Source organism: Roseburia sp. OF03-24 (assembly GCF_003463035.1).
In the GTDB taxonomy this organism is placed as follows: domain Bacteria; phylum Bacillota; class Clostridia; order Lachnospirales; family Lachnospiraceae; genus Roseburia; species Roseburia rectibacter.
This window is the reverse complement of record NZ_QSCK01000025.1, coordinates 37,395-55,337: the sequence shown is the minus strand read 5'-3', so window position 1 is coordinate 55,337 and position 17,943 is coordinate 37,395. Positions and strand designations below refer to the sequence as shown.

Annotated in this window: 12 protein-coding genes; 1 reads left to right on the top strand and 11 read right to left on the bottom strand. The window is 41.1% G+C overall.

Annotation, left to right across the window (positions count from 1 at the left end; all coding sequences use genetic code 11):
- Positions 1 to 7: 7 nt before the first annotated feature.
- Both DXA60_RS13190 and DXA60_RS13185 read right to left on the bottom strand, forming a co-directional pair.
- A complete protein-coding gene (locus DXA60_RS13190) occupies positions 8 to 1,705 on the bottom strand; it encodes a DAK2 domain-containing protein (protein ID WP_055193700.1) in 1,698 nt (565 codons plus the stop codon).
- A 14-nt stretch (positions 1,706 to 1,719) separates the two neighbouring features.
- Positions 1,720 to 2,079: an Asp23/Gls24 family envelope stress response protein gene (locus DXA60_RS13185; protein ID WP_015560583.1), complete on the bottom strand. Its 360-nt coding sequence runs from the start codon at positions 2,077 to 2,079 to the stop codon at positions 1,720 to 1,722.
- Between the two features lie 206 nt (positions 2,080 to 2,285).
- Between DXA60_RS13185 and rpmB the strand changes: the two genes are divergently transcribed.
- Positions 2,286 to 2,471: a 50S ribosomal protein L28 gene (rpmB, locus tag DXA60_RS13180; RefSeq protein ID WP_006856028.1), complete on the top strand. Its 186-nt coding sequence runs from the start codon at positions 2,286 to 2,288 to the stop codon at positions 2,469 to 2,471.
- A 183-nt stretch (positions 2,472 to 2,654) separates the two neighbouring features.
- Here rpmB and DXA60_RS13175 read toward each other — a convergent pair whose 3' ends face one another.
- From DXA60_RS13175 to DXA60_RS13135, 9 genes are all read right to left on the bottom strand, one after another.
- The gene (locus DXA60_RS13175; RefSeq protein WP_117921871.1) at positions 2,655 to 8,210 is read right to left on the bottom strand and encodes a carbohydrate binding domain-containing protein; all 5,556 of its coding nucleotides are present in this window, start codon (positions 8,208 to 8,210) and stop codon (positions 2,655 to 2,657) included.
- A gap of 184 nt (positions 8,211 to 8,394) precedes the next feature.
- Positions 8,395 to 9,657: a hypothetical protein gene (locus DXA60_RS13170; RefSeq protein ID WP_117921870.1), complete on the bottom strand. Its 1,263-nt coding sequence runs from the start codon at positions 9,655 to 9,657 to the stop codon at positions 8,395 to 8,397.
- A 104-nt stretch (positions 9,658 to 9,761) separates the two neighbouring features.
- Positions 9,762 to 10,604: a sugar phosphate isomerase/epimerase family protein gene (locus DXA60_RS13165; protein ID WP_117921869.1), complete on the bottom strand. Its 843-nt coding sequence runs from the start codon at positions 10,602 to 10,604 to the stop codon at positions 9,762 to 9,764.
- 19 nt (positions 10,605 to 10,623) lie between these two features.
- Positions 10,624 to 12,180 (bottom strand): glycoside hydrolase family 28 protein, encoded by a 1,557-nt coding sequence (locus tag DXA60_RS13160; RefSeq protein WP_117921868.1) that lies wholly within the window; start codon positions 12,178 to 12,180, stop codon positions 10,624 to 10,626.
- 14 nt (positions 12,181 to 12,194) lie between these two features.
- Positions 12,195 to 12,833: a hypothetical protein gene (locus DXA60_RS13155; protein ID WP_117921867.1), complete on the bottom strand. Its 639-nt coding sequence runs from the start codon at positions 12,831 to 12,833 to the stop codon at positions 12,195 to 12,197.
- A 32-nt stretch (positions 12,834 to 12,865) separates the two neighbouring features.
- On the bottom strand, positions 12,866 to 14,758 hold the full coding sequence (locus tag DXA60_RS13150; protein WP_117921866.1) for a family 43 glycosylhydrolase: 1,893 nt from the start codon (positions 14,756 to 14,758) through the stop codon (positions 12,866 to 12,868).
- A gap of 3 nt (positions 14,759 to 14,761) precedes the next feature.
- Positions 14,762 to 16,342, bottom strand: coding sequence for a glycoside hydrolase family 43 protein (locus DXA60_RS13145; protein ID WP_117921865.1), 1,581 nt, complete (start codon positions 16,340 to 16,342; stop codon positions 14,762 to 14,764).
- A 57-nt stretch (positions 16,343 to 16,399) separates the two neighbouring features.
- Positions 16,400 to 17,086: a rhamnogalacturonan acetylesterase gene (locus tag DXA60_RS13140; protein WP_117921864.1), complete on the bottom strand. Its 687-nt coding sequence runs from the start codon at positions 17,084 to 17,086 to the stop codon at positions 16,400 to 16,402.
- Positions 17,087 to 17,100: 14 nt separating this feature from the next.
- The gene (locus DXA60_RS13135; protein ID WP_006856020.1) at positions 17,101 to 17,943 is read right to left on the bottom strand and encodes a carbohydrate ABC transporter permease; all 843 of its coding nucleotides are present in this window, start codon (positions 17,941 to 17,943) and stop codon (positions 17,101 to 17,103) included.

The following is a 17,943-nucleotide window of genomic DNA, read 5'->3' as shown; positions in this document are numbered from 1 at the left end:
TCCATTCTTATTCTACAGAAATGACATAATAGTAGATTGGCTGTCCGCCGTAATGCACTTCGATCTCGACATCCGGGAATGCCTCTCCAATCTTCTCGCCAAGTGCATTTGCATCTTCTTCTTTCGTATCCTCACCATAATAAATGCTGACAATCGCAGAATCTTCATCCACAAGCTGTTTCATCATATCCATGACTGTCGGTTCTAAATTCTGTCCTACGGAAAGAATACCGGAATCGCCGATACCCATAAAATCATCCTGTTTGATCTCTTTATCATCGATCACTGTGTCACGGACTGCATAAGTAACCTGACCTGTCTTGACCGTGGAAATCTCAGCACTCATACGCTGTTCATTGTCTTCCGGTGTACTGTCCGGAATGAAATTGATCAGAGCAGTGATACCCTGTGGAATCGTCTTAGTCGGGATAACAATGATCTTTTTGTCCTCTACTAAAGATGCTGCCTGATTTGCTGCAAGGATAATATTTTTATTGTTCGGCAAAATAAATACCGTCTTTGCATTTACTTTTTCAATGGCATTTAACATATCCTCAGTACTCGGATTCATAGTCTGACCACCCTCGATGATATAATCAACACCGAGTCCCTTAAAGATCTCATTGATTCCCTCTCCGATGCTGACGGATATAAATCCCATCTCTTTTGGAGGCTCTGCCGGTTTTTCCTCTTTTTCTTCCGGAATACCTGCTGACTGCATCTCTTTTTCTTTCAGGGCAGAAATCTTTTCATCACGCTCTAACTTCATATTTTCAATGATGATTGTAGTCAGGGAGCCATAGGTCAGTCCTCTCTGCATCGCAAGTCCCGGATCGTTGGTATGTACATGTACCTTTACGATCTCATCATCTGCGACAACAACAATGGAATCACCGATCGTCTCCAGATAAGACTTAAACTCATTCTCCTGCTGCAGTGTGATCGGCGTATCAAGCATAATAAGGAACTGTGTACAATATGCAAATTTGATCTCCTGATTTGCCTGTGCTTCAATATTGTAGGATGTTCCTGTACTTTCCGGTGCCTTTTTCACCGCCTGAGTTTCCTCGATGGTGTAATCCACTTCTTTGCCGAGCAGTGCATCCATTGCACCTTTCATAACCTGCATCAGACCCTGTCCGCCGGAATCCACAACTCCCGCCTGTTTTAAAACAGGAAGCATCTCCGGTGTGAGATCTAACACGCGGTCACCTTCCTTGATGACTTCTTCACAGAAATATACCAGATCTTCTGTATCATCACAAAGTTCTAACGCACGGTCAGACATGCCTTTTGCCACAGTCAGGATTGTTCCCTCTTTTGGCTTCATAACAGCTTTGTATGCTGTCTCAACGGCCTTCTGGAAAGAATCTGATAAAATCTGTACGTTGATCTCATCATATTCCGCGATCACCTTTGTAAAACCACGGAACAACTGTGAAAGAATAACACCTGAGTTACCTCTCGCTCCTCTTAAAGAACCGGATGAAATAGCTTTTGCCAATGCTTTCATCTCTGGTTTTTCCAAAGCACTTACCTCTCTTGCCGCTGACATGATCGTCATTGACATATTTGTACCGGTATCACCATCCGGAACCGGGAATACGTTCAGCTCGTTGATCCATTCTTTCTTTGCATCTAGATTCTTTGCTCCGGCAAGAAACATCTTCGCCACAAGCTCAGTATTTATCGTAGTGATTTCCACCTTCTATGTCCTCCTTAATCAATTACACGCACGCCTTCAACGTAAATGTTAATTTTTTTGATTTCCAGTCCGGTAAACTCTTCTACTTTATATCTTACCGTCTCTATTAAATTATCGGAAACCGTACTGATGCTGACGCCGTAGGATACGATCACGTGAAAATCGATCGTAATCTTATTATCCTCGTCAATCGCTACATTAATACCATGTGTCAAATAATCTTTTTTCAGTAACTTCACCAGACCATCTTTCATGTTAACTGCAGCCATACCTACGATTCCAAAGCACTCTACAGCTACAGATCCTGCATAGGTTGCAATTACTTCCGGGTCTATTGAAACTCTTCCCAACTGGGTATCCATATGTCCATTCATATACGTTCCTGCTCCTTTCAAAGCCATATTAACGCTAGTTTATTGTCTATTATAACCGCTTTTTACCAAAATTCCTAGTCCTGTTTACTATTTTTAATATTTTTTTTAAAATTTGCTTGCAATATAAAAATGAATCTGTTAGAATAAACATGTTGTGAGTCTGATAGTACAGGCAGACTTAGTGAATTACAAGGAGGTGCAAAACTATGGCAAAATGTGCAGTTTGTGGAAAGGGCGCTCATTTCGGAAATAATGTCAGCCATTCTCATAGAAGATCAAATAGAATGTGGAAATCAAACATCAAGCGTGTGAGCTGTAAAGTAAACGGAACACCTAAGAAATTATATGTATGTGCTTCCTGTTTGAAATCCGGCAAAGTTGAAAGAGCTTAATTGAACAGTAAAAAAGCTGTCATATCAAATTTGATATGGCAGTTTTTTTATGTAATAGGAAATTTCGTTGAAATTCTCTATTACATAAAATAATGTTCTATAAATTAAATACGAAGACTCAAAAAAGGGATGGCATTTCATATCTGTCATCCCTCTTTCCTTTAAAAGATCAAATTCCTGTCTTTATTTTTTCTTTACCTTGATAACACAGGTAACCTTTTTTCCACTGGACGTAGTTGCTGTAATTTTTACCTTTCCAGCTTTCTTTGCTTTTACAGTTCCAAACTGGTCTACCGTTGCAATCTTTTTATTTGAACTCTTCCATTTTACGATATCCGTTGAATTAAACGGTTTTACTTTTGCCTTAAGTTCATATCTGCCGCCAGTCTTCATGGTCAGCTGTTTTTTATTTAATTTGATTGACGTCGATTTTTTGGCTTTCTTTACAACATGTACCTTACATGTTACTTTTTTGCCGCTCGTCGTCTTAGCTGTGATGACTGCAGTGCCGGTCTTTTTAGCTGTTATTTTTCCATTTTTTACGGTTACCACTGATTTTTTGGAACTGCTCCACTTAATTTTATCGGTACTGTCAATTGGATTCATGGTTGCTTTAAGGCTTATTTTTTTCCCTTTTACCACATAAATCTCTTTGACATTCATGGTTACTTTTTTAGACGGAATTTTAACTGTAACGGTACAAACTGCTGTTTTTTTACCGTCTGGCGTTTTTACTGTAATTTTTGTCTTACCTTTTCCGACCGCCTTAATCACGCCTTTGGCATTTACGGTTGCAACCTTTTTGTTGCCTGAACGGAATACCACCTTTTTATTTGCTGCATTTTCCGGTGTTATTTTTGCTGTCAGCGTAAACTTTTTTCCTTTATTTAAAGTAACTTTCGTTTTATTCAAAGATATGGCTGTTACCGCTGCATTTCCTGAATCCTGTGAGTCTGGTGCTTTTTCATCTGGCTTCTTTGTATCTGGTGTCTTTTCATCTGGTATCTTCGTATCTGGTGTTTTTTCATCTGGCTTCTTTATATCCGGCGTATTTTCATCCGGTTTTTTATCTCCTGGTTTCTCCGGATCTACATTTTCTCTATCCTTCCACTTCGCATAAAGAACAACATCACCTGTCATATTAGCTTCGATATTCTCTACCAGAACTGTATATTCAGGATCAAGATACCATCCCAAAAATTCATTTGTATCACAGGAAGGCGCTTTCAACACGACCATTTTACCATAAGTATAAGCATCCGGATTCGGATTTTTTACGTCTGCATCAAGATTCATCACATATTGAATCTGATATTTATTCGGCTTATAGAACAGCTTTATTACCAGTTTATCTGAGGCTTTCCCTGATACAACACTACCATTCACTTCAGGTGCAAACGTATATCCTTCATAATTTCTGCACAGTCCATCTTTTTGTGCATCCACCATGGTATCTGCCTTGGCTGCTCCATGTGCCTTTTCATATAACACATAACTTCCATTTTTCTGAAGATAATGTTCTACCTGATAGCTGCAGACACCATCGAGTGTCTCATCGCCAACCTTTGTAAGAGACACATCCTTAAGCCACATTTTTGTATTTTCCGGTGTATTCTCATCACATGCACCAAAGAAAAATCCAACTGTAGCTTTTTCATCATTTGCCTTAAACTGACATGTAAACTCCTGTTCATCCCCTGTCATATCAAAACTGAATTTCTGTCCACTGATATCAACATCAAGTTTTTTATTTATCTCGGACTTTGCCTTAAATTTTAAAACATATTCTGTATCTTTAGAAACAAGAACATTCTGCGATAACTGGATTCCCCAGGAATCATAAACACCAAACTGGTTTTTCCACGGATAAAGCATATTGATTTCTGCCTGACCGCCCACATAACGGACACTGGCAGATTCCGGTTCACCACCTGCCCAGAATTTCCAATTCTTTTCGCCTTCCGAGAAATCACCATTCGTCATGTATTCCTGAATACCGGCGCTTGTGATCTGCAAAAATGCCAGATTCGTATCTGAAAATCCATCCGCTTTTATTACGACCTCATAGTTTCCGGTCTGACGAAATGTGCTTCCTGTAATTGTAATTTTATCATTATCAAATTTACAGTTTTCGGCTGTTCCATTTACATAAACTGTCTTTTCTGCAGCATTCCATGCATCATTGACACCAACCAGGTTCAATACTGCATCCTGCGTCAGCTTGACACTTCCTGCGGATTCAACTTCAGGAATCCGCGTCAGTGCATCTTCCGCACCCATTTCTTCTATACAAATATTATCAAAATAAACTGTATGTTCATCAGATGGTGTGATCAGACTGCCCATCGCCACATTTCCAAGCATGAATGCTATTTCCGCATTATTTTCCGGTGCAGTAAAATAACGGGTGTATTTATGATATCTGCTTCCCAGTTTATAGGTTGTAAGTCCACCTGCAATCTGAAGGCTGACCGGACGGTCCACTGTTGCACGAGCATCAAAGGTAATCTTATATTCAACGCCTTTTTTTACCGGAATATTTTTTTGTATCAACTGAAGATCCCAGAAATTCTGAGCCCATTTATACTCAATTTTCGCTTCTTTCGATTCTGTTACGCTGAGATTTCCCGCAGGATATCCTTCCCCCTCGTTAAAATAGCTGTCTGCCCATGATGCTGTTCCTTTTGAAAAATTGCCATTCAAAACCAGATTTTTTCCTGCTGGAAATACCTCAAGATTCCACTCACAAAGATCAAATCCGAAAGCTGAAATTTTGATTTTATATTTTCCTTCCTCTGAAATAGTTCCAGCCGGAATTGTCATCGTAGTATCATCAAATACAGCTTCCACCTGTTTTCCATCAACTGTTACTGTTTTTTCTGCTGCTTTCCATGCATCCCCTGTACTACTTGCAGGATGCATCTGAAATACAATATCCTGATCTGCTTTTGTTACACCATTTTTATAGAAGAACGGCATCTGCAAAATCGGCGCATTCGAAACATTAAGTTTCACATTACGAAATGAAATTTTGCACTCACCTGATACCTGCGCAAGCAGATATTTAAACTCCATCACACCGGAACTATTACAGGTAAACGTAATATCCTCGTTTGTCCAGTCAGTTGTCGTCTTACACTGTTTTTCGGTAATAACTGTATAACTTCCATCTGTCGTTTCTATTTTAGCAGTGTATGTTTCTCCCGCACGTTCTGCTTTCTGTTCAAAATGCAGTTCATACGTCATTCCCTCTTCCATCTGCATGGCATCGGCAATCAGCATTTTATCCCATACATTTCCACTTGGAACTGCAGTTACCGTACACACGCCATCTGCCACATCAACAGCCGGATTACCATAAGTACTCCATCCTTTTAAATTATTTCCGCTGCATCCTGCAAAATCACCATTTTCAATCGGATATACTTTTATCTGGCTGTAATCCACGTTATAATTTGTCAAACGTTTCAGGGATATATTATCTATATGTATTTTCTTACCATCATTCCCAACTATAAATGATACACTTCCTGTTTTGTCAGATACATTTTCCGGCACTGTAAAAGATACTTTTTTCTTTTGCATGTCCGAAGTCAGATCCACCGTTTCAGAAATATACTCTGTGCCATTTGCTCCCTTCACCTGCACTCTGATACTATCACCTGAAAATGCAGCAGCATCGAAAGTAAGTTCATAACGATCTTTTCCAAGCAGAGAAATTCCTGTCTGTTCTATGCCAGCATTTTCATCTGTTCCAGATCCAAGTACCAGTTTACGCTGTGTATCAACATTTGCAGCTGCATTACCTTTTACATTCCAAAATTTTAATCTTGTATAGGAACCACCTGCATCTTTATTATTTCCCTGATCAAAGGTTCCGTTATAAATGTGTTCTCCACCCTTTGTCGGTTCCTTATCTCCATCTTCTGTGATTCCCTGATAAAGTCCGGTTGCAACCAATGATGCATTTCTGATATAAACTCCGGCCGTGGACGTCAAACCAAGGTTTAATTCCAGACGTGCATAGTCATCGTTAAATTCTTTCATGTCGAACTTATAGGTATAAGTTTTCCATTCGGTCGTCAGTGGAACGGTAAAAGCATCGCTGTATTTTGTCCAGCTTCCAAGGAAATTATAGGTAAAATCGCCTGCCTGTGCCGTGATACTGCGTGCTTCATCTGCTTTTGCATCAAATTTTAATTCATATTCATATCCATATGTCAATGGAAACTGATGCATCAGCTGCACAGAGTACCCATTTTCTCCGGCAGAACTGATGCTTACCTTAGCACCACCCTCGGCAGCAGTCACATTCGCTGCACCTCCTGTGCCATTCTGCAGATACCAGCCTTCGATTCCCTCTGCATGTTCAGTAATTTTTCTTGCCTTCGTCAGATCACCGCTTAAGAAATTGGTTTTTCCGACAATGCCGCCTTCTAATCCGCCAGCCTGCGCCGCCTCTGATTCAACAGTTTTTTCATCCTCAGAATAATCATGGATTTCTCCATTTGCATCCAGCAGATCATAGACACGCACATAGTCTACTTTCATCTGTCCGCCATCAATGTCATCCAGATTGCCACTGTCGTAATTGCCACCCACTGCCAGGTTTAACATGATATAAAATTCCTGGTCAAACGGAGCCGGATAAGTAAAGTTTTCTTTATTATCTGAACCAATAGAATACCAGTTGGTAATGGTCTTGTAGCACTGATCATCTACGAACCAGCTGATCTTACCCGGTGTCCATTCTAACGCATATTCATGCTCCTGTGTAAAATTAAAGGAAGGATCGATCGTCGTATCATAGTGTCCTCCACGTGATTTATTATTCGGCCATGAATTACCAAAATGTATCGTACCGTCAACACTTCCCGTAACACGTCCTCTTGCCTCCATAATATCGATCTCACCGGACGAAGCCCATCCACCATAAGCGTCATCCAGCGGCATCATCCAGAATGCCGGCCAGTATCCGGTACCTTCCGGAAGAGACATTTTTGCCTCAATACGACCATATTTTTTTGCATATAACGGCTCTTTTGCAGTTCCGTTATAATAATCATTTCCTTTTGTCCATAATTTCGCAGAGGTATAAGTGGAGCTTCCTCTGTTTTCTTTTCTTGCCGTAATCACAAGATGTCCATCTTCAAAAGAGATATTTTCCCCTTTTGTATAATATTCTTTCTCAGCATTTCCCCATCCGGCAACTCCATAATCACTGCCATCACCAGACTGATAATCCCATTTTGTCAGATCTAGCGAATCTTCATTAAATTCATCACTCCAGACCAGCTCCCAGTCTGTACTCTTTGTTTCTTTTGTTTCGCAGTCTACTGTCTTTTTTGTAACTTTAGAACCAATCTGGGGGAAATCTGAACTTTCTAATTTTATCTGTTCTGTCTCAATTTCTGTCTCTATCTCAGCATCGTTTTCTGTCTCCATGCCGATTTCTGTCTCTGTCCCTGTTTCCGTATTAATCTCCGTATTGATTTCTTTTTCGGTGCCAGCTTCGGTTCCTGTCTGACTCTCTGTCTCGTTTTCTGATGTCTCAGCTTCTGATATTTCCGATTCTGATACTTCTGATTCCTGCACACTCTCCGTTGTTTGTGCTGCCTCTTCTGTGACCGGATCATTCTGCGCCCCTAATACCGTCCCGCACGGCATCACAGATGTTGCAGCCACAGTTGCCGTCAACGTAATTGCGATAATTCTGGTTAGTTTCCTGTTTTTCATCATTATACTCCTTCTCTTCTTTTTAGGTGCAAATCCCCCTTGCAACCTTATTTTTATTAAAAAATACAATGATGTCAGAAACAATTCTCCATTTTTCAAAATGGTTTCTTTTTTTTACTTTTTATTTCGAAAAAAACACCCGAAAATTCAGATCTGAATTTTCAGGTGCTTTTCTTTATTCATTCTCTTATTTTACTTTGATACTTTTTCCTTCATAATATAAGGTACTCTTAAAGGTTTTATATTTCTTATTGATTTTCACTTTCTTTTCAGCGACAACTTTTACGTAATATGTTTTACCTGATTTCAAAGCAGCTTTTCCATATTTTTTAATCGTAACACTTGTTTTCTTGCTGTTATAGGTACCGACTTTTTTATATCCGCTCTTTTCCTTATTGGAAACATATACCGTATAACTTGTTGCTCCTGTCACTTTATTCCAGTTTGCAGAAATTTTCTTTCCGGATGATTTTAATTTTAAATTCTTGTATGGTGCCTTTGCAAAATATAATGTGTCAGACCATGCACCATAAGCCTTTTTGTTATTATTTAAATTGACATAACCTCTTACTTTGATACGGTAAAACTGTGTTTTCTTGATCTTATTGGTAGAAATATCAAGGCGTTTAGAAGTCGTTGTATTACTTAATATTTTCTTTCCGGAATTATCATAAAGAATATATTCATATCCACTCGCGGAATTAGAAGGATTCCATTCTATATATGCAGTATTTATATATGAATAAAATACGGTATTTTCTACTCCGGTGATCTTCGTTGGTTTAACTTTTACATCATAATAGTAACTGCCAGAACCTGCATAAGCTGTAAAGCCTGTACTGCTTGTTCTTCCTGCATAAACATGTCCACAATAACGGTTGTTCTTTTTTAATCCGGTAATTTTTACATTGTTATTTTGGGAGATAACTTCTGATGCTGTACGCTGCGATGCATTATTTAAATAATAATCGATCTTATAACAGTTTGCACCGGAAGAAGCCGGCCAGGTCAATGAAATGGATGTCGTACCTGCACCACTCTGTTTTACTGAACTCGATGCAACCTGCGCTGGAGCTGTTACAACTTCAATCGCCTTCGACCACGTCACATCGGCCGGCACAGTCGAACCAGAATGTGTTGCTGATGTTCCAATCTGGACGTAATAACTCTTTCCCGCAGAAAGACCTGAAATATAGCTTTCTGATTCATCATAGTTCCGCTCGCTTTTACTGCTGTTAAAACTTGAATCATTGCTGATACGATAATAATAATAAATATCATTCTGCATAACAGCATCCCACTGTACTGTTACAGAGCTGCTGCCCGCTTTTACCTGTTTCACGCCTGCCGGTGCAGCAGTCTGTGCATTCGCATCAACTCTTCCGGCAAGAACTAATGTCAGCGCAAACAGCATAACAAATAAAATCTTTTTTGTCTGTTTTCTTAACATTTTTATTCTCCTCTTTTTTATATTATTAATCTTATTTTACATCTTATATCACAGGAATGCAATCCTACTTTCTTCCCAGCCTGATTTTTTCTAAAAAACTTCTTTTAAATCCGGCACGAATCATACAATCCCTGAATATATTCTTTAGACTGTACTGCATTCTCCGGCGTTGTATTTTCAAGCGTCACATGTATATACGGCTTTCTCTCCTTAATGAAACGAATAATCTTCTCATAGTTCATCTCACCTGTTCCTGCAGCGACTGACACCAGTTTCCCATCCTGCACCACAAAATCTTTCATATGGACCATTGCAATATCATCTCCAAGCAGCTCTATCGCTTCTTCTATGATTGCATCCCTGTTCTGATAATTACTGATATCCAAAAGATTGACCGGATCAAAAATGATCTGAAGATTTGGAGACGCGATCTCATCAAGCACTTTCCGCGCTCTCTTCGGATTGCATACGATATGTTTCCACACCGGCTCGATTGCAAAAATAACGCCCATTTTTTCTGCATAGGAAATCACCGGTTTCACATTCTGTATAAAAATATCCAGCGCCTCATCCGAGTGATTTTTTTCCTCAAACTTATATGCCTCGTTGACAGCACCTGTCTCTGTTCCGACTACCCCGACGCCAAGCAGTGATGCAAACCGAATATGCGCCAGATAACGGTGTGTGATCTTTGCAAGCTGTCCTTCATCTGGATTTGCAAGGTTTAAATAACATCCCAGTACGGCAATATCAAGATCGTTTTTTGCAAATATTTTTTTCAAGTACATTGCATACCCCGGAGTCAGTGCCCCATCATCCACCGGATATTCCGTGATTACTTTTGAGAGTGCCAGATGTCCGCACAAAAACCCCTGCTCCTTTGCGATTGCAAGGCGCTCCTCAAGTGGTGCTTTTTTGATATCATGTAAACGTATTCCTAACTGCATATGTTTTCCTCTTTCTGTTCTACTGCACGAAATGGTCAATTCCCTCTGTAACAAGAAGTTCTCCATCCTGTCCCTCTATTTCCACGTTTTCTAATACCAGTTCTTTGATGTTGCGCGCAAAGATTCCCTTCTTTGTACACTCTTCCACACCGGAAGACATGGCAGGAACGCCGGATTTCGGATTCTTAGCATATGTCACTGTAATATTTTTCATAATGATCTGCTCAATTTTCTGTTCCGGCAGTCCATCAAAATATGCAGCTGCCACATGACAGTTTTGGGCTTTAATATCCTCAAAATCAAGTCTTAAGATCGCAGGTGTACCATCATCTACCGGCATTTTTTCACGACTCTGGACAAACTCGGTCTTGCCGTCCGGATCACAGAAATAAAAACAGTTTATCACAAACGGCGTCATAACCTGATCCATATCGATTTTCCGGAAAATAATCTGATCTAAAACGGCATCTTTTCCCCGTCCTCTGCGTGTCTTGATACGTAGTCCCCGGTCTGTATCGTAAAACCGGCATTCTTCCACGACCAGATTTTTGACACCGCCAGCCATCTCACTTCCGACTGTTACTGCACCATGACCATTTTCCATCAGGCATTGTCTGATATGGATATTTTCAGAAGGTGTCTTATATTTCTTTCCCATATAGATCTTACCAGACTTAACTGCTATGCAGTCATCTCCAAGTGAGAATTTCACACCGACAATATCTACATTTTTGCATGATTCAGGATCCAGGCCATCCGTATTTGGCGAATCGCTTGGATTGTTGATCGTAAGTCCGTAGAATTTCAGGTTATCTGAAAAATACGGATGCAGTGTCCAGGACGGACTGTTCTTGAAAGTTACACCACAAAGTGTCACATTCTGACAATGGCTTAAGAAAAACAGACGCGGGCGGAATGCTCCTACCATGACTTTCGGATTTTTCCACCAGTTTTCTTTTGAAGCATTGCCATTTATCGTTCCTCTTCCGTAGATCAATACATTTTCTACATCCAGTCCGGTGATGATGCCGGCAAACATCGGTAATGGATTTCCTTCCCATGTTCCTAAATTATATTCCCCCTGTTCATCATAACTTTCAATCATACCAGGAAATTTCGGATAGGCCGCCCTGTCTGTATCTGCGATAAGTTCTGCTCCCTTTGCAAGCTCAAGGCGCAGATTACTTTTTAAAAACAGACTGGTAATGCGATAGCTTCCCTTTGGAATAAGCACACGGCTTTCCTTCGGACAGGCTAGGATCGCTGCCTGTATAAACTTCGTATCATCCTGTTTTCCATCGCCTGTGGCACCAAAATCACGGACATTTAATGTGACAAATTCATATGCTGTAACAAACGATACCGTTCCTAGTTCGGTACCATCTGCTGTTCTTACAGAAACCTCATAGGAAGTCTGCGGTTTTAAATCAAACAATGAATTTATAACCGTATCCGTTGAAAATACCTCTTCACCGTTTAGCAGAACATGATATGTTTCTTTTGTATTGTAAATTCCACCATCTGCAATTTCAATGACCGCATTGCGGGCAGATTTCATAATCAGTTTTACTTCCATGACTCTTTTCCTCCCTATTCCGACTGTTCCATCGCAAGCAGATCATATTGTTCCATTGTTCTTGCTGTAATGTCTGACAGATATTCCGTCTGATCTGCCATGCCCGTATTTTTCAGATGCCCTGCCATTAAAACACCTGTTTCTGCATATTTTTCTTTCAGCAAAATTCCAATATTGCAGCCTTTTAATATGGCATAGGTGAGTTCCGGTGTTTCTTCTCCCTCAGCTAACGCATCCTTTAATACGCATTTATAAACTGCGGTCAAAGTCCGGTATTTTTCATAAATCTCAAAACTGATCCCATCAATCACATCCACCAGGACTGCTAAATATGCATTTCTTGCTTTTGCATCGGCAAATCCGGCTGACGCCTCATCTTCCATCCGGTCAACGATCTTATTGTACCGCTCTTTTTTCCCACATACCGTTTCATATTCCATAAAAAAAGGCATGGCATAGATATCCTCCGGCAATTCGCCCTGCGCTGCACGGATCTGTTCTGCTTTCTCCTTATATACTCCATCTCCTGTTTCTTTATAAAACATGACTGCTAGTCTTCCGAGCCGGTCTGCCTCTGATTCATTCAGAGAAGCAATCGCCTCTTCCGGCATCTGCATAAGTTTTCTGATATCTTCCTGTCTTTTTGTTTCCATTTGTCTCCCTCGTTTTTCTGATACTGACTTTTTTATGCTTCGATATCCTGATAAATAAAATTAAAAAAATCTGCATACAATTTGTGTTCTCCGGCAACCGCATAAATACCTGTCATTGCCCCGGTAAAGCGCTTACCCATATGAATTCCTTCATCGCATAGATAATAAACATTCGCAATCTCTGCTGCTATATGTTTTTCTTCCCCCTGCAGCCGGTAAGTAAAACGCCGCTTTAAATACTCTGTTTCCACTTTCAGGCTGATCTTTTTCCCTGAACAATCACATGGAAGCATCTGTCTCTCATGCAGAACATCTTTATCCCCAATATGTTCTTTTACCTGGATATAATAAGAATTTTCCCTGCAGACTGCAAGACACACCCATGTATTTTCGTCATAATAACAGACTAAACCTGCTTCCTGACCACCTGTAAGTTCCGGTATCACAAGTTCCGTTTCCGCAGTAAAACAAAACGAAGTCTGTCTCTGCAATAAAATATTTTTTGCAGCCACATCTCTGAGTGGAAAACGGCTCCCTTTGATACGGATTCCTGATGAGAGAAAACGGATTCCTTCCGGCTCCGGTGCACGTGGTGTCATCCATTTTGGGTTCCAGCCAATATCCGGCTCTTCTTCCGGCATCCACACCGGAAGATCCGGTCTTTTCTGCAAAACAGAAGGACCTTTTAATCCATTTACGATCGGCCAGCCATCCGCTGTCCAGCTTACCGGATCAAGTGCCGTCTCCCTGCCAAGCATACTGTAACCATCTCCGATCATCCTGCCGCAGAGATATACCATATACCACTCCCCGTTCTGTGTGCAGACCGGCTTTCCATGACCACATCTCTGGATCGCTGCCCCCTCATCCATCTGCCGCATGATCGGGTTGTATGGACACGGTTCATAATTTCCCATAAGTGTCTTACTTCTCGCAACAGAAATCCTGTGTCCCATTCCGGTTCCTCCTTCTGCCAAGAACAGATAATAATAACCGTCTTTTTTCAACAGATGTGGTCCTTCCGGCGCACGTTTCTGATCTCCGTAATATAATAATTTTGCCTCAGAGATCTGCTTTGTGCAGTCATCATTCAGTTCTAAAATCCTCGCCCCACGGTTTAGCAGCATATAGTGTCTGCCATTCTCGTGAAAGATAGACGGATCAATTCCATCCTCATCAATGACCGCCGGTTTACTGTACGGTCCCTCCGGTCTATCTGAGCTTACCACGATCTGTTTACGGTACACAGTGCCTGTGTCATTCAGGCGGTATGTTGCCGTGACATAAAATTTTCCATTATCATAAGAAATATCCGGTGCCCAGTAGCCTCTGCCGCCTTCCAGTTCATCCAGTGCCGCCCACTGTGGATCTGTGATCGCATGACCGATGATCTCCCAGTGTATCAGATCCCTCGAGTGCGAAACCGGGATACAGGGGAAAAATATGAATGATGAATTCACCATATAATAATCTACCCCGACACGCACAATAGACGGGTCCGGGAACATTCCACAGCGTATCGGATTATGATACATCCCCTCATAAGATGCACCTGTTCGTTCTTTATAGTAAGAAAGAAGTTTCTCATCTTTTCTTTCATATGCAATCTGATACGGTGTCACACATTTACCATCTCCTGCCGTAATATCCATTCCAACTTTTTCCACAAGGTAACGGTTCATTTCCAGATTACCGGACGTCGCTGCATAATGCAGAATATTTCTATGATTTTCATCCACCATATTCATACTTGCTCTGGAATATTCGACAATATACTTTACAATAGAAAAATCTCCAAGTTCCGCTGCATACAAAGCAAGCGGTACACCTTTTTCCGTCACATCATCAATGCAGGATGGATTTTCTGTCAGTTCACGGATCACACCATCTAAATTTTTTGCTTCTAATTCTTTTTGAAGTCCCATAATCTAATCTTCCAGTGCCTCTACATGCAGATACTCGAAATCTCCATATCCTCCCAGTTCCTTTTCCCCGATGACATTCGCAAACAGCCCTATCTTCGCACCTACCCAGGTATGATCAGACGGTGTAAACTCTGCTCTCACTTCCGTCCAGGATGCACTATCTGTATCATCAGTCAATGAATAATAACAATGAAATACACTGCCGTTATCTCCCTCGCGCATCGCAAAGATCAGATAAACTTGTTCCTGTCCCTCCGGCAGTACCAAAAGCTGCTCTGCCTTCTCGCGCATTCCATCCTCACTGTCATAGGATTTTCCAAGGATCAGACGTTTCTGACCTCTGATTACGCGGACTGCGAGGTATGCATAGTGACCGCCCATCATGACCATTCCTGCCTGCTCCTGTTCAGACAGGGCAGAAATGTCAACACAGGCAGATGCCTCAAAATATGGGCAGACCAGTTTTTCCGTCAGCACATTCGAACACTCCCAGAGGATCGGCTCCACTTTCCCTGATGGATTTTTACAGTATAATCTCAAAAATCCCTTTCTCTCTTTCAAAGAATAGAAATCATCCTTCGGATTGCCAAGCCACTGCCACTGCAAGCCGATTTTTTCCGATGAAAAATCATCTCCCGCCGCAAGATAACAAGGTTTCTCCGTGATTCCGGTATTTGGTTTTTTATGGATGATACATGGCTCCCCACAGCCATCCACTGCGTTGATCCCCATAACCGGCCAGTCATTTTCCCATGTAACCGGCTGCATATGGACGATTCGTCCGTAAAGTCCTCTGTCCTGAAAATGAATGAACCATTCATCTCCATTCACTGTATCCACCAGAGCCCCCTGATGTGGTCCATTTATGATACTGTTGCCCTGATGAAGCACATTTTTTTCTTCATAAGGCCCGTAAATATTTTTCGAACGCAAAATAACCTGCCAGCCGGTTTTTACACCGCCTGCCGGGGCAAAAATATAATAATATCCATTTTGTTTATATACTTTAGGTCCCTCAATCGTCGGCTGTGTCTTAAGTCCACAGTAGAGAATATGATCCTCCCCTGTTGCCTTTGTTCCATCCCATGACATCGGGAATATGCCAAGATGACTCTTAAATCCAATACGGCTCTTCGCATAACCATGGATGATATATGCATTTCCATCCTCATCCCAGAACGGGCAGGAATCGATCAGACCTTTTCCGGCTAACACAAGTACCGGTTTTTCCCAGATTCCAAGTGCATCTTTTGCGCGCACCATGTAAATGCCCTCATCCGGCATTCCGTAGTAAATGTAAAAATATCCTTCATGGTAACGGATCGCAGGCGCCCAGACGCCTTTTGCATGCTGCGGCAGATCATAGCCCGGCTCATCGATCTTTTCGATCGCATAATTTTTCAGTTCCCAGTTTACCAGATCTTTTGATGTTAAGATCGGCAGTCCCGGCACATAATTAAAGCTGGACGCCGTCATATAATAGGTATTCCCTACGCGTATCACATCCGGATCGGAATAATCTGCAAAAAGTATCGGGTTTTTATAAGTTCCATCTTCCTGATCTGATTTCCATAATAATGACATAACCCTCAAATCCTCCTAAACACTGGTTTTATTTCCTGATACAAAAATGGCAAGGGATCACTCCCAAGCCACTAATAAATCACTATAGATACCGCCAAGTTCTTTTAAACCTCTCGCTATACATCCCGCATAGACAACTGCACCCATATATTTCAGATGCGTATTGTCAGTCAGCCCGTCCATATGGGACGGATAGACACCTGCCGGCAGATGCATGTACCATTCTTTGGTTTTTTCAGCTCCAGCCTTTCGCATTTCTGCGCGGCTCATACTGTAAAGATCGATCAGCGGAACATTTAAATTTTCAGCTGTCTGTTTCATTGCCGCCACATAATCGGTATGTTCCCCGATATCTAAATGTTCCTCATCAATAAAACATCTGCGCTCAAGCGGCGTAATAAAAACCGGCCATGCTCCTTTGTTTCTTGCTGCATTTACAAATTTTTCCAGATTCACCATGTAATCGGAATATGGATCTGTATACCGCTGTGGATCATTCTTTTTCTCATCGTTATGTCCAAACTGGATAAATAGAAAATCTCCTGCGGTTATCCTGTCATAAATCGGTGTCAGTCTCGACTCATCGATAAAGCTTTTTGTGCTTCTGCCGTTTTTGGCATGGTTCTCCACCCGCACCTCCGGCTTTAGGAACAGGTTCATCACCTGTCCTATGCCGGTCTGCGGAAATGTAAGAATGTCATTGTATTGTACGGTTGAATCTCCAGCCCAGAAAATAGTCGCCATACAAACCTTCCTCCTTATTCTTTTACAGCTCCGATATTTACACCTTTTACAAAGTATTTCTGTAAGAACGGATATACGATCATGAATGGAATGATGATAACGATGATCGCTGCATTCTTTACGGTGTTCTCAGTTGCACCACCGTTTGCCTGCGGAAGATCACTACCCATGATGATACTTCTTAACTTCATCTGGAAGTTATAAAGGTTTGAATCTGTAATATAAAGTTTGTAATGTGTATAGTCGTTCCAGTATGTAACGGCAAACATAAGACCGATGGATGCTAATGCTGCTTTTGACATCGGAAGTACGATACGGATAAATGTCTGCATCGGAGTACATCCGTCAAGTGTTGCCGACTCAAACAGGCTGGCAGGAATACCTTCGAAGAAGTTCCTCATCAATACCAGGTTATACACGTTCAGTGCCGGGAATAAGATAACGACCCAGATGGTATTTGTTAAATGTAATGATTTTAATACGAGGTAGGTAGGGATCATACCACCCTGGAAAATCATGGTAAAAAGTAATAAGTTTGCAAATAAGTTACGTCCCGGCATATCCCACTGGATCAGTACATATGCACCAAATGTAGATAAAATCAAGGCGATGATCGTACCTGCAATCGTTGTGATTACAGAAATCATTAACGGATGGGACAGCGTCGGGTTTTTGAATACGGAAATGTATCCTGCAAGGCCAAATTCCTCCGGCCATAATTTCATACCATATGCGGTTTTTAAATCGAATGAGTCAACTAATACTTTCCACATCGGGATGATAATCAGTAAACTTAAGATAATAAATATTAACCCGTTTACGATCGGGAAAACTTCTATTTTTTTCTTGCTTTTCAT